11 protein-coding genes are annotated in these 14,019 nt (G+C 64.8%); 1 reads left to right on the top strand and 10 read right to left on the bottom strand.

Features of this window, described 5'->3' with window-relative positions:
• Positions 1-2: 2 nt before the first annotated feature.
• Entirely contained in the window at positions 3-1,052 is a 1,050-nt protein-coding gene (locus HGI30_RS00345; protein WP_168905895.1) for a type IV pilus twitching motility protein PilT, read from the bottom strand.
• Between the two features lie 118 nt (positions 1,053-1,170).
• Positions 1,171-2,835: a GspE/PulE family protein gene (locus HGI30_RS00340; RefSeq protein WP_168905894.1), complete on the bottom strand. Its 1,665-nt coding sequence runs from the start codon at positions 2,833-2,835 to the stop codon at positions 1,171-1,173.
• 316 nt (positions 2,836-3,151) lie between these two features.
• On the opposite strand from HGI30_RS00340, the gene HGI30_RS00335 reads away from it, so the two are divergent.
• Complete coding sequence (locus tag HGI30_RS00335; RefSeq protein WP_168905893.1) at positions 3,152-7,378, top strand: Ig-like domain-containing protein; 4,227 nt, start codon at positions 3,152-3,154, stop codon at positions 7,376-7,378.
• A 75-nt stretch (positions 7,379-7,453) separates the two neighbouring features.
• On the opposite strand, the gene HGI30_RS00330 is transcribed toward HGI30_RS00335, so the two are convergent.
• From HGI30_RS00330 to HGI30_RS00295, 8 genes are all read right to left on the bottom strand, one after another.
• Positions 7,454-9,568, bottom strand: coding sequence for a hypothetical protein (locus tag HGI30_RS00330; protein ID WP_168905892.1), 2,115 nt, complete (start codon positions 9,566-9,568; stop codon positions 7,454-7,456).
• Between the two features lie 12 nt (positions 9,569-9,580).
• Complete coding sequence (locus tag HGI30_RS00325; protein ID WP_168905891.1) at positions 9,581-10,126, bottom strand: prepilin-type N-terminal cleavage/methylation domain-containing protein; 546 nt, start codon at positions 10,124-10,126, stop codon at positions 9,581-9,583.
• Entirely contained in the window at positions 10,110-10,682 is a 573-nt protein-coding gene (locus tag HGI30_RS00320) for a type IV pilus modification PilV family protein (protein WP_168905890.1), read from the bottom strand. Before HGI30_RS00320 ends, HGI30_RS00325 begins: the two co-directional genes overlap by 17 nt.
• Positions 10,683-10,876: 194 nt before the next feature.
• The gene (locus HGI30_RS00315) at positions 10,877-11,464 is read right to left on the bottom strand and encodes a S1 domain-containing RNA-binding protein (RefSeq protein WP_168905889.1); all 588 of its coding nucleotides are present in this window, start codon (positions 11,462-11,464) and stop codon (positions 10,877-10,879) included.
• A gap of 160 nt (positions 11,465-11,624) precedes the next feature.
• Positions 11,625-11,915, bottom strand: a complete 291-nt coding sequence (locus HGI30_RS00310) for an FtsB family cell division protein (RefSeq protein ID WP_168905888.1) — start codon at positions 11,913-11,915, stop codon at positions 11,625-11,627.
• 57 nt (positions 11,916-11,972) lie between these two features.
• Positions 11,973-12,581, bottom strand: a complete 609-nt coding sequence (gene yabQ, locus HGI30_RS00305; protein WP_328805205.1) for a spore cortex biosynthesis protein YabQ — start codon at positions 12,579-12,581, stop codon at positions 11,973-11,975.
• Positions 12,578-12,862: a sporulation protein YabP gene (gene yabP / locus HGI30_RS00300; RefSeq protein WP_168905887.1), complete on the bottom strand. Its 285-nt coding sequence runs from the start codon at positions 12,860-12,862 to the stop codon at positions 12,578-12,580. Before yabP ends, yabQ begins: the two co-directional genes overlap by 4 nt.
• Positions 12,863-13,000: 138 nt before the next feature.
• Complete coding sequence (locus HGI30_RS00295) at positions 13,001-14,005, bottom strand: siderophore ABC transporter substrate-binding protein (protein WP_168905886.1); 1,005 nt, start codon at positions 14,003-14,005, stop codon at positions 13,001-13,003.
• Positions 14,006-14,019: the final 14 nt, after the last annotated feature.

Raw genomic sequence — 14,019 nt, 5'->3', positions numbered from 1 at the left:
CGCTACTCCCCTCTCTCCTGCAGGCAGGCTCTGGCGTCGGCCGGATCGGCCGCGCCTTGGCGCAGCAGCTCCTGCACGCTGCTCTCCAGCGTCGCCATGCCCTGCTGCCGGCCGGTCTGCATGACGCCGCGCAGCTGATGGACCTTCTCGGACCGGATCAGGTTGGCGACGGCCGGCGTGTTGACGAGAATCTCCGCCGCGCAGACGCGCCCGCGTCCGCCCGCGCGGCGCACCAGCCGCTGGGCATGCACGCCGATGAGCAACGAGGCGAGCTGCGAGCGGATCTGCCCCTGCCGGTCCGCCCCGAACGCATCGACGATCCGGTCGACCGCCTGCGGCGCGTCCGCCGTATGGAGCGTGGACAGCACCAGATGCCCCGTCTCCGCCGCCGTCAGGGCGGCGGCCATCGTCTCCGCGTCGCGCATCTCGCCGACGAGGATGACGTCCGGCGTCTGCCGCAGCGCGGCCCTCAGGCCGCTGGCGAAGCTGGCCGTGTCGCGGCCGACCTCCCGCTGGTCGATCAGCGAGAGACCCTGCTCGTACACATGCTCGATCGGGTCCTCCAGCGTGACGATATGCTGGCTGCGCGTCCGATTCAGGTGGCCGACAAGCGCGGCCAGCGTGGACGACTTGCCGCTGCCAGTCGGGCCGGTGACGAGCAGCAGCCCTTGCCGCCGCTGCGCCCAGTCCACCAGCACGCGCGACAGGCCGAGCTCCTCGAGCGTCGGCGTCGCCGACGGCAGCACGCGCGCCGCCAGTCCGAGGCCGCCGAGGCGGCGGAACACGTTCAGCCGGTACCGGCAGCCGTCCTCCTCGCACGCGAGGTCGGCCTCGCCCTCGGCGTCGAAGCGCTCCAGCCTCTCCCCGAGCAGCGGCAGCAGCAGCGCCTGCGCTTGCTCGCGCCCGAGCGGCGCCGCCTGCGCCTCGGCAGGCGTCAGCATGCCGTCAATCCGCAGCAGCGGCGGCGCTCCGGACGCGAGATGCAGATCCGAGGCGCCCCGCTCGCGGGCCTCGCGCAGCAGCTCCCGCAGCAGTCCCTGCGGTTCGTTCATGTCGGTCCAGCCTCCTTTTGCACTTGCAGGCGCAGCCTCATGCGGTTCCCCGCATGAAGCCGGCCGAGCCTGGCGCGCCGGCGCCCTGCCTCCGCCTCGGACGCTCCATTCTCCGTCGTCAGCGCATAGCCGCCTCGCGCATCACTTCCTGCACCGTCGTCTGCCCCTGCAGCACCTTGTCCATGCCGTCCTGCAGCAGCCCGGCCAAGCCGGCCCGCTCCGCGGCCGCCCGCAGCTCGAGCACCGAAGCGTCGTCGCCGATCATCCGGCGCAGCTCGTCCGTGATGGCCAACACCTCATGGATCGCGATCCGGCCGCGGTAGCCGGTCTTGCTGCAGCTGCCGCAGCCAGCTCCGCGATGCAGAACGTCCGTCTCGATGCCGTAGCTGCGCAGCAGGATCCGCTCCTGCTCCGTCGGCTCATGCGCGCGTCGGCAATCCGGACAGATCCGCCGCACGAGCCGCTGCGCGACGACGCCGACGAGAGAGCTGGCGATCAGGTAGCTGGCGATCCCCATGTCGCGGAACCGGGTCACGGTGCTGACCGCATCGTTCGTATGCAGCGTCGACAGCACGAGATGGCCCGTCAGCGACGCCCGGATGGCGATCTCCGCCGTCTCCGAATCGCGAATCTCGCCGACCATGACGATGTTCGGGTCCTGGCGCAGGATGGAGCGCAGCCCGGCGGCGAACGTCAGCCCGATCGCCGGATTCACATGCACCTGGTTGATGCCCTCCAGCTGGTATTCCACCGGGTCCTCGACGGTAATGATGTTCTCGCTGTCCCGGTTCAGATGCTGCAGCGCCGAGTACAGCGTCGTCGTCTTGCCGCTGCCGGTCGGCCCGGTGAGCAGCACGATGCCGTAGGGCGACTCGACCATGCCTTTGAACAGCCGGTAGTTGTCCGCGCTGAAGCCGAGCTGCTCGATGCCTTTGACCCCGACGCTCAGATCGAGGATCCGCAGCACGAGCTTCTCGCCGTGGATCGTCGGCAGCGAGGAGATCCGGATGTCGACCGTGCGGTAGTCGACCTGCATCTTGATGCGGCCGTCCTGCGGCAGCCGCCGCTCGGCGATGTTGAGCTTGGCCATGATCTTGAGCCGCGCCGTGATGTAGCCCTGCATCGCCTTGGGAATGACGCGCTCCGTGCGCAGCTCGCCGTCGAGCCGGTAGCGGATGAGCACCTGCGTCTCGCCGGGATCGACATGGATGTCCGACACCTGCAGCTGCACCGCCTGCTGGATCATGCCGTTGACGAGGCGCACGACCGGGGAGTCCTCGTCGGTGATCTCCATCTCGCCGATCTCGTCCTGCGTCGGCAGCTCGCCCATGATCTGGCTCATCGAGTCCTGCAGGCCGTAGAAGCGAGCGATGGCGCGCTGCAGCTCCTCCTTGGTGGAGATCGCCGGCTCGATCCGGAAGCCGGTGCTCATCCGCAGCTCCTCGATCGCGAAGTAGTCGAGCGGATCGGCCATCGCCACCATCAGCTTGCCGCCCTCTTTGTGAAGCGGGATGACCTGATAGCGGCGCGCGAGGCTCTCCGGGATGATCTGGGCGATGGAAGGATCGATCTGGTACTTGAACAGGCTCACATGCGGTATCCCCAGCTGGAATTCCAGCACCTCGATCAGCTGCTGCTCCGTCATGTAGCCTTGGGCGATGAGCAGGTCGCCCAGCTTCTGCTTCGTCCGGCCCTGCTCCCGCAACGCCTCCTGCAGCTCCGTCTCCGTAATGACGCCGCTCTCGACCAGCAGGTCGCCGAGCCTTTTCCTTGCCCCGTTCATCTCGCTTCCCCGCCTCTCTCTCTGCCCGTCCTTGCGGCTTGTCCTCCTATTATCGAAAGGAAATATCGATAAGTTTAGGCCTTTAGTCTCAATCTTAAAAAGAAATGAATGATTTCTCATAAATCAACTGTTTCCTATCGTATATTCAATAATTATCGTCTTTTTATTTCAATATGAGAATAAAATAAAAGCTTTAACTTCCAAAATGTGTTTTTCTTGTGTCGAATCGATTATAATCGGACTATCTAAAATTAGTCTATATGAACTATGTCCTTCATCTCATTTTTCCATTCTATTCTGGAGGTAGATGCACCCTATGGCCGCCCGTCTCCGCTCCGCGCTCTGCGCCCCTATGGCGATTCTGCTGCTGCTGGCATCGCTGCTGTCTCTCTGGCCGCCGGCTGTCCCTTCGGCTGCGGCGGCATCCGCCGCCAAGATCCGCGTGCTCGAGATCACGGACAACGGCACGTCGGACCTGAAAGCCCTGCTCGGCACCACGAGCTACGACATCACGACGATGAAGATGAAGACGTTCGTCGCCTCCCGCACCGATATCGACGGCCTGTACGACGCCGTCTACATCGGCAAGGGCAAGTACAATCCCGAGTCGATGACCCTTCTGGCCACGCCCGAAGCCCGCAATGCGGCGCATGACACGTCCAAGAAGCTCAACGACATCACGAACCTCAAGGCCCAGGAGCTGATCGACGGCTACGTCAACCGCGGCCTGCTCGTGATGCTGTACAGCGACAGGGCGACGGCCGACGGCCTGCTGTATCAGCCTGCGACTCCTGACGGCAAGTCCGGCATCCTCAAGTCGAAGTTCTCCCCTTATCAGGAGAGCGGGAATCAGCGGGACAACGTGCTGTTCCTCGACCAGCAAGGGCTGAAGGCGATCGCCTCCACCTTGAAGCAGGACCGGTACGCGCGCCTGCTCGCGCTGCGGCCGCAGCTTCAAGTGACTGCGGCTCCGACCGACTACTTGACCGATCCGTCCTCCATGTATCGCGCCGGAGACACGCTCGTCTTCCGCTATTCGCAGCCGGAGTCGTCCCGCCTGCGCGCCAATCTGTACCTCAACCTGGATTCCTCGCTGCGCTTCCAGGCGGAGCAGGTCGTCGCCACGTCCGACGCCGCCGGACCATCCGGGGAGCTGCGCTACCGCATGCCGCGCGGCTACTCCGGGCTGTACTATTGGAAGCTGGAGCTGGTCGAGATCGAGACCGGGCTGAAAAGCTACGCCTCCGGCGCCATCCGCTTCCGCGACCGGCAGACGGAGATCGGCGTGCTTCAGGTGCTGCCTGGAAACGACAAAAGCGCCCTCACGAACGATACCGTGCTGAAGCAGAGCTATCTGAGCACCGACGACTACCGGATCACGCTGAAGACAGCCACGATTCAGGCGTTCAACACCAAGGGCGGCCCGTTCGGGTACGACTCCATCGGCGGCAAGTACGACATGCTGATCTTCGGCTTCAAGGACTCCTACAACGGCAGCGCCCCGATCAGCGAGACGGCGGCCAAAGCCGTCAAGGACTTCATCCAGACCGGACAGAGCGTCATGTTCACCCATGACACGGTGTACATCGCCAGCGGCACGACCGACAACGTCTGGACGCGGAATTTCAAAGAAGCGACCGGTCAGACCGGCATCCAGACGAACATCGGACTCGGCGCGCCGCAGACGTCGACGACCGTCGCCAAGGTCAACGACGGCCTGCTCACCCGCTATCCGTTCAACCTCGACGCCGGCACGCCCAGGGTCGCGACGACGCATGACCAGTACTATATGCTCGATCTGGAGGACCCGACGCTCGTGACGTGGTACAACATCACCGGCGGCACGCGGGACAACAGCGACAGCTGGAACCATTACTACACGTATTCCAAAGGCAACGTCACCTACTCGGGCACCGGCCATCAGGGCGACAACGGCACGTTCCCCGATTGGGAGCAGCGCCTGTTCGTCAACACGATGTACCGCGCGTACATGGGCTCCAACCATAAGCCGGAGCTGTCCGTCCACGCTCCTGCCGCTTATTCGGACCAGGCCGGCAACTTCATTCCGCATTACCAGCAGATTCCCGTCAGCTTCACCGCCGAGGACCCCGACTACAAGGACCGCCGGATCAGCGCCAAGGTGGAGTTCCTGTACACGGGCGAGGATGGCAGGCCGGTCGTCCGGACGATGTCCGACAACGCCTCGCTGCTGTCGGGGACGCTCGTCTCCGAGTCGTATCCGAATCCGCTGCCCAAGGGCGGAGACCTGACCGTCCGCATCACGGCGACCGACCGGCAAGGCGCTTTTTCGACCGAGTCGGTGCGTGTCGTCGTCCGGCCCGTGACGGCCGGCCTGCAGGTCGACCGCTCCGCATCCGGCACGTTCAAGGACGCCTATGTTGAGAAAGGCAAGGACTTCACGCTGAGCTACGTCGTGCGCCCGCAACCGGTGACGGCGGCCAGAGGCCAGAACGATCTCGTCATCGCGGCTCCGGTGTTCCAGGAGAAGCTGCCTCCGAATCTGGAGCCGGTCTCGCTCCCCGCCGGCTTCCAGAAGAGCGGCTCGCTCGCCGGCGGCTACACGGTGACGGGCACGCTGCCCGACATCCGCTACGCCGCCGATCCGGCCGGCGACGGCACGCGCTACACGGCGGCGCCGATTCCGTTCTCGATTACGGCCAAGGCCGCCGCGATCGGCAAGCTGCCGCTTGACCAGGCGACGCTGACGTACCGCAACCTGGGTCAGAGCGCGGGCACGTCGCTCCGCTTCAACGCCCTGACGCTCGAGGCGATCGTCAAGCCGACGAAGCTTTCGCTCCCCGCCGAGGTCGACATCGCGATCGGCCAGAACTACAAGCTGCTGCTGGCGATGGAGCCGGCGGAAGCGTCGGTCATCGGTCTGAAATGGACGACGAGCCAGCAGACCAATGTGTCGGTGGCGGAGAACGTCATCGGCGGCGTCATGGTAAGCGGACTTACGAAGGGCGACTCTATCGTTACGGTCTTCGACGAGCTCACCGGCCTCAGCGCCAGCACGGTGGTCCATGTCATCCAGCCGGGCTTGTCGCTGACCACCGCCGATGGAGGCAAGGAATACACGCTGGGCAGCCGGATTCCGCTGAAATCGCTGCTCACCAAGGTGACGAGCGACACGGTGCCGAGCGGCGCGCAGGTCGAGTGGTCGGTCGGCCCTCAGCAGGCCGGCGAGGAAAGCATCCGGGAGAAGCAGCGGAAGCCAGGCCTCTTGGAATGGACATCGACCTTCTACCCGTCTAGTTCTGAAACGTATACCCTCAACGCCAGCATCAATGTTCTCAACAGTGAACTGAAAACCGATTCGTACAAGTCTCTTGGACTTACACTGAACATCGTCGCCCCAGACCTGCAGCTGAGCGGACCGTCCGTCATCGTCGCCGGCGACGGCAAGGCGATATGGACCCGCTCCTGGGGCGACCGCCATCCCGTCGGCACCGATGCGGCCGGACGAGCGCCAGCCTACGCGTGGAGCTGGGAATCGGATGCCGGCGCCCGGCCGGCCCTCTCTGCGGACAGCAGCGGCCAGACGGCTGGCGTCGCTTCCTCTGCGCCCGGCAGCGGACGAGTCGCGCTCAAGGCGACCCAGCCGCTCCGCGCCGGCGAGCCGCCGATCGAGCTGGCCAAGGCCGCTCAGGCGGTGCGCATCATCGCCAAGCCGACGCTTGCCGCAGGCAAGAACGAGCTGCTGCCGGGCGAGCAGACGCAGCTGTCGCTCCGCTGGGACGGCGTCGCTGCGGCCGACGTGCCTGAGCATACGGTCCGCTGGACCGCGCAAGGCGCCGGCACGCTGCAAGGCGATGCCGCCGGCAGCCGCACGCTGACGGCAACGAAGCCTGCCGGAAGCAGCGGCAAAGCGACGGCTGCCGCCGTCGTGACGATGTCGACGGGCTACTCCTTCACGGTGGAGCGGGAGCTGGACGTGATCGCGCCGGAGCTGGCGCTGTCCGAGCTGCCGCAGCGGCTCGCCGCAGGCCAGCAGCTGACCGTGTCCGCCAGCTGGAGCCCGGCCTACAGCGGCAGCCTGTCCGCTCTGGCCTGGAGCCTCGGCGGCGCGCCTGCCGAACGGGCGACGCTGACGCCCAAATCCGGCCAGCCGGCCAAGGCGCTGCTGGCTGCGGTCGGCGCCGGCAGCGCGACCGTGTCCAGCTCGATCGAGCTGGATTCCGGCTATCGCTCCTCCGCTTCCACAACCGCCTGGATCGGCGACTTCACCTTGCCCGCCTCGCTGACGCTGGAGCAAGGCGCGCAGCTGCCGCTGAAGACGAGCGGCCTGCAGGCGCAGCCGTCCTCGCTCGCCAGCGAGATCGTGAGCGCCCTCCGCTGGGGCAGCAGCGCGCCCGCTGTCGTCTCGGTCGATGCCAGCGGCCGCCTGACCGCCAAAAAGCCGGGCTCCGCCGTCATCAGCGCTGTCTGGCGGGCGAACAGCCTGCCGGGCGGCTCGCTGCAGCGGACGATCCGCGTGACGGTGAACGCGCCGTCCGGAGAGCGTTCGGGCGATCGGTACTGATCCTGCAGGAAACGCAAAGAGGGACAAAACGGAGGCTTCTCCGTTTCGTCCCTCTTTTTTCTTGCCGATCCGATGCTATCCGTTCGCTCCGTCGCCCTGCGGCAGCAGCCGCAGCGGGCCTGTCGTGAGCCGGACCTTGTTCACCCGCGGCAGCGCCGCTTCCTGGCTGGCGAACACCGAGCTGTTGTAATCGATGATGAAGCGGGCTTTCTCCTTCCCGAGACTGCTCTGCTCCGGGAAGCTCAGCCGCTGCCGGGCCTCGTCCTCGGCCGTCGAGCCGAGCGTGGCGTTCAGCGTCAGGTCGCCCTTGGCGAAGAAGCCGCCGCGCATCCAGAAGGCGCTGCCGACGCCATACAGGCCGGCCGAGCTCTCCGTATAAAGGAACGCGTCCAGCACCTGCCCGTCCGCTTCCGTCCCGCTGCCGTATCCGGCGCCGACCGGCTGGAACGAGCTCACCCGGTACAGATCGATCGGCCCGCCGCCGATCAGCACGAGCTCCTTGCGCGGGGCCGTGCCGCCCGGCTGCAGCCCGCGTATCGCGCCGTCGCGGATGTCCGTCCGTCCGAGCACGTAGACGGTCGCGTCCACGTCGACCTGGCCGGTCAGCGTCATGCTGCCGGTGACGAGCACGTTGCCGCGCAGCCGCAGCGGGCTCGAATCGCTGCCAGCGCTGCCGTTCGGCCCGCTCGCATCCGCGTCGCCTTCTCCACCGCCAACGCCGCCCGCGCCTGGCCCAGCTTCTTCGCCGGCAGCTCCATCTCCGCTCGTTGCGCCGATCGCCGGGCCGCGCAGCTCCAGGTCGCCGTGCACGATCAGCCAGTTATGCTTGCCCTTGGAAGCGAAGTCGATCGCCGGCACGCTGCCGTCCAGCACAAGCGGTCCCGTCACGACGGCCGATCCGGCCTGGCCGGAAGCGCCGATCGAGGCCAGTCCCGCGCGGAACTCGCCCAGCTCCTCTTCGTAATCGGCGACGGCTTGCTCGTACACGGCGACGGCCTCCTCGTACTCGAGCCGAGCCTGCTCGTACGCCGCCGGATCCGGTCCAGCGTTCGGAGCCGAAGGCTCCGGCGGGCTCTCGCCGGGATCGGACGGCTCCGGTCCGAGCAGGATGTCCGGCACCGGCGGCTCCTCCGCCGTCAAGACCGGCTGCGCGCCGAGCCAAGCATACCGGGAGGGGTAGCTGGACTCCAGCAGCCCGATCAACGCTGTCGGACCGCCCGACGCATAGACGCTCTCGATGACGCTGCGATCCTGTCTGCCCGCCCCGTCGCCGAGCGAATCCCGTACCTTGTCCAGAAAGCTCGACCTGACATCGATGGAGACGAACTTCTGCGGCGGCTCGACGCGGATGCGCTGGCCGAGGCCGTGCGTCTTGTCCCGGTCCACGCCGTCCGCCGCTGCCAGGCTTCGGTCATATACCGCCATGTAGCGGTCGACACCGTCGGGGTACGAGATGCCGTAGCCGTAATGCAGCCGCCCGCCGTCGCCGGCGATGATCCAGCCGCTGTCGTCCTGCGGCTGGCCGTCCTCGCCAAGCATCGGGTCGAGATAGGGAAACTGAGAAACCTGCGTCCGTCGCGCCCCGAGGTAGACATATTCGGCCGTGTCGCTCAGCTGCAGCGCTTCTCCGGCATACAGGCTGCCCCGGAAATACGGAGCTCCCCCGATCGTCACGACGCCTTCGGAGCCGAAGGCATACTTGAGGAAATCCGGATAGGTGTCGAGCATGACCTCCTGCTGCAGCCGGCGCTTCGCCCCGTCGACCTCCGCTTCCGCCGTCACGACGAGCGAATACTGGTAGGCCGCGCTGCCCGAGCTGCCCCGCGACAGGCATTTGCCGTCGTCCGCGCAACGGACGCTGACGACCTGATAGAACGGCCGCGCCGCATCGATCTCGCTGCCCCCTTTGCCCGCATCCGCCAGCTGCGCGTTGAAGGCCTCCGTAAAGCCGGCCAGCTGCGCGCCGAGCGATTCCGGCTCGATGAGACGGCCGTTGAACCGGTCATAGATCGCGGCAATCGCCTCATCCAGCCCTTTCTGGGCCAGATGCACGCTTTGCACGTTCTCCTCGCTGCGCTCGGTCCGCATCGCCCCGCCGAGGCTCGCTCCAAGCACGGCGACGCCGAGCAGCGAGAGCAGCAGGATCAGGAATACGACGAGCAGCAGCGAGGATCCCTTGTCCTCCTTCATGGCCGAAGCCTCCTAAAAGCCGAATTTGCTTGCCAGATCGAGCGAATACACCCGCCCGTCCGCCTCCCGCAGCAGGCGCAGCCGGATCTCCAGCAGGCCGCTCGAGCAGGCTCCGCCCCCGTCCGGACAGCGCAGCTCGATGGCGGAGCGCTCCTCGCCCTCCGTCGCCAGCTCCGAGCCCAGCTCCACGGGCAAGTCCCCGATATACAGCCGGCCCTTGCCTGCGGCATCCCGGCGGATCGCCACCCGCTCGCTCCTCGCCTGGCCGCCCCCGTCCGCGTCCGCCTTCATGACGATGCCGCTGCCCGTCTCCTCCTCGGCTTGTCCGATCTCATCGGCGCCGAATGCGTACAGCCGCGCCATGACGGCGCTCATCGCCGAGTCCGCATCCTCGCGCAGTCCGTTCTGCGCCTGCACGCGCCCGTAGGCGTCCATGCCGAAGGAAATCGTGGCGTAGATGATGCCCAGCACGAGCGACAGCAGGCTCAGGGCGGCGATGAGCTCGATGAGCGTGTAGCCGTCCTCGCTGCGCCGCAGCCGTTCAACGAATCGTTTCATCGGTCAAATACCCCTCCACTCGCACCGGATCGCTGCGTCCGCCCGTCTCGGCGGCGACCTCCACCTGGATCGGCAGCAGATAGGCGGACAAAGCCTCTTCGCCGGCGCCGGCCGCCGCGATCCGCCCTTCGTCCTCCGCATCGGGGCCGATATCGAGGTACGGCGCCAGATCCGGCTGATAGGAGACGCGCACGACATAGGCGACGCCATTCACTTCCGGGCGCAGCACATGGCTCAGCACGGACGGGTCTCGAACCAGCCCCGCATAGCCGGCGCATTCCGCCTCGCAGCGGGACCCATCCAGCACGGAGTAGCCGCCCCCGGCGTCCGGCACGGCCAGATAGGCGCGCAGCGGAGCGAAGGGCTCCTTCTGGATGGAAGCCAGCGCGTTGCGGGCGAGATGGACGGCGATCGTCTTGCTCTGATTTTGCTTGCTGTAGCTCATGGCCTGGATGAAAAAGCCGCTGAGCGTCAGCGCCACGACCGACAGGATGACGATCGAGGCCATAATTTCCAGCAGGGTGAACCCCTGCTCATCGTTCACTCGCCGACGCATGGCCGTACCTCCCGGTTCTCCTTATGCCTTGAATATCGACCATGACGAGCCTAATCATTAGGCCAAAGGTCTTAGGAATCACCCCTCCTCCAAGGCCCTAAGACCTTTTTTTATCTCCTTGATGATAAGGGGAGAACATAACAAAAAGAGCAGCATCCATTGGGATGCTGCTCTCTTGCCGTCTAGGAAAAGAACTACACGCGCTTGGCTCCACGGCCGCCGCGCTTGCCTTCGGTGTTCTTCTTCAGGGACGAAATCCGTTCTTCGCTGTCTTTTAGGAAGCGGGACACCTTATCCTCGAAAGAGGGCTTGCCGAACGCAGGACGACCGCCGCCGCCCTTGTTGAACGGTCGGCCACCGCCACCGCCGCCGCCAGGGCGTCCGCCGCCGAAGCCGCCGCCGCCGCCAGGGCGTCCGCCGCCAAAGCCGCCGGGGCCGCGAGGAGCGCCGCCGCCGGGACCGCCAGGACCGCGTCCGCCGCCGAAGCCGCCACCGCCGCCTTCACGGTTGAAGCGCTCGCGAGCGGGAGGCGCGCTCCCTTCTGGACGGTCGATCGCCTGCTTGATGGACAGACCGATCTTGCCGCTCGGATCGATGTTGATGACCTTGACGGTCACGACATCCTCCAGCTTGAGATGATCCTTGACGTCCTTCACATAATTGTCGGCAATCTCGGAAATGTGCACGAGGCCGGTGACACCCCCCGACAGATCGACGAATGCCCCAAAATGTGTAATGCCTGTCACTTTTCCCTGTAGTTTGGCGCCCACTTCTATTGCCATAAAATAAAATGTTCCTCCCTAAAAGTTGTGCGAAGCATGTTAACTGCCGCTACCATGCCATTCCCTGCATGTCAGGGCACGCTTGGTCTCAATTATACCGTAAGGCCAAAAGCAAGGTCAACAGACGGATGTCCCGGTCTGTCCCGCCGAAAGCCCGTCGTTACGGGGCTGTCAGCAGCTCCTCGCCAGGCTTGACCCAACCCTGCTGCTTGCTCGCGAGCTGGGAAATATATTCGGGATCGTTCAGCTGCTTGATCTTGGCCTGCAGCTCATCGGATTGCTGTTGCACTTGCTCCAATCGTTCCTTGGCGAGCGACAACCGCTCCTCGGTCTCGGCCTGGCGCTGCATTTGAGAGAACAGAGCGTACCCTGCCCACGCTAGAATAACCGTCATCGCCACCAGCCACAGCTTGTATCGTCTGCGCGCACCCGTCGTCTTCGGACTTTCCATCACGTGAATCCTCCCGTCTCTTCCAAGGTTCGGCTTGTAGGACCGGAGCGAATCCAATCACTTGCGGAAAAGCCGCTTCCAAGCCTGCTTGAATCCATTCGACACGCGAGCCGCCTTTTCCTTCACTTGCCAGCGGATCGCGAGCCGGCCCAGCTGTCTGCCGATCGGACGCAGCAGCGGACCCAGCATCCAGAGGATCAAGATTCCTGCAGGACGAACCAATTGTAGCACAATGCGGAAAAGGAACATAGAAAAGGCGAGCAAAAAACCTGTCAAAACGCGAACAAGGCGGTAGAGTCCTATCAAAGGACGAATAACCAGCATGTCCGAAAGACGGACAAGCCAGCCGATGACCGCTCTCGCCGCCCCGATCAGCCAGCGGGTGACTCCGATCACCAGTCCGCTGAACAGCAGATAATGCAGGCAAAGGCCGATTCCGAGCCCGAGGTACACGTACGCCCGCACCTCGCCGTCGTTGCTGGCGTACAGCACCCGGAATATGGCCAGCGCCGCGATCATCCAATACGCCACGTCGAGCGGCGGCAGCATCCAGCGGGGAAAGCGCAGCTCCCGCGACACGACGCGGTAGCCGTCGAAGGCCGTGCCCATGAGCACGCCCGACAGCAGCATCAGCGCCATCGTCAGGCCTTGGGTCTCCAGCGTCACTTGAATATCTTCCCGAACAGGCTCTTGGACTTGGCCTGCTGCGTGCCGTCCAAATAGACGAGCGTATGGATCAGGCCTTCGATGGCGACCAGTCCCTGCTCCAGGCTGAGATGCTTCATATGCAAATTCTGGCCGCGAATGGCCAGATATCCGAGCTCGGTCTCCAACAGAAACTCCTCGTTGTCGAAGCTCTCGACGTTCAGCACGCCCGTTATCTCCAGCAGCTTGCGGTTCAGCATCTTCACTTCCTGCCGCTTCTGCCCTTTCATGGGTTCACTCATGCCTCGTCCCCTCCTTATAAGCCTATGCTTATTAGGAGGGGACGAGGTTTAGAACCTATAGGAGTGGGGGGTAAGCATCATTACCCTCGGCTGCCGGAGCCGAAACAGCGCGGAAGCGATTCTTTTTCTTCCTTTCTCTTACAGCGCGGCTTCGACTTCCTTGACCATCTCGGCTACGGAAATCAGTCCGCCGCCCGACAGGTACCAGTATTGCGGGCTCAGGTAGACGATCTTGCCGTCCTTGGCCGCGTCGGTCTTGTTCACGAGCTCGTTGTCGATGACGCCCTTGGCATTGTCGCCTTCGCCGAGCGCCGCGTCGCGGTCGATGACGAACAGGTATCCCGGATTCTTTTCGGCGATGAACTCGCTCGTGACGGACTGGCCATGCGTCTCCACCTTCAGCGACGGATCGACCGCCTCCACGCCGAGCGCGTCATGGATGATGCCGAAGCGCGAGCCGACGCCGTAGGCGCTCATCTTGCCGCCGGCCGTCAGGACGATCAGGCCCTTCTTGCCGGATTCGCCGGCTTTGGCGCTGGCGGAGCCGACCGCTGCCTGAATGTCGTCCAGCTTGGCCTGCGCGTCGGCTTCCTTGCCGAACAAGCCGGCCAGCGTGTTCACGTTGGAGGAGAAAGACTCGAAGTAGTTCGACTGATCGAGCTCGACGAACAGCGTCGGAGCGATTTTCGCGAACTCCTCGTAGGAATCCTGCTGACGGCCGCTGATGATGATGAGATCCGGCTTGATGGAGTTCACTTTCTCGAAGTCCGGCTCCTTCAGTCCGCCGACGTTCTCCTTGGAGCTGTACTTCTCCAAGTACGGCGGCAGGTTTTTGGCCGGCACGCCGGCGACGTTGGCCTCAAGGCCGAGGGCGTCGAGCGTATCGAGGGCGCCGAAGTCGAAGACGACGACCTTTTGCGGGTTCGCCGTGACGGTTGCTTCGCCCAGCTTGTGCTTGAGCGTCACTTCGCCGCTCGGAGCCGCTTCGCTGCCGGCATTGGCCGCTGCGTTGACCGCCGCGTTCGAGGCGGCTGCGCCTCCTTCGTTGGCGCCGGCATTGCCGTTGTTCGACGCTCCGCAAGCGGAGAGCGCCAGCGTGAGCATCAGGATCAGGGATAGGGACAGCCATTTTGCCTTGTTCATGTTCGTTTCTACCT

This window comes from Paenibacillus albicereus (assembly GCF_012676905.1).
GTDB lineage: Bacteria > Bacillota > Bacilli > Paenibacillales > Paenibacillaceae > Paenibacillus_O > Paenibacillus_O albicereus.
Note: the sequence above shows the minus strand (reverse complement) of the source record. Positions and strands in the feature narration are given on the sequence as shown.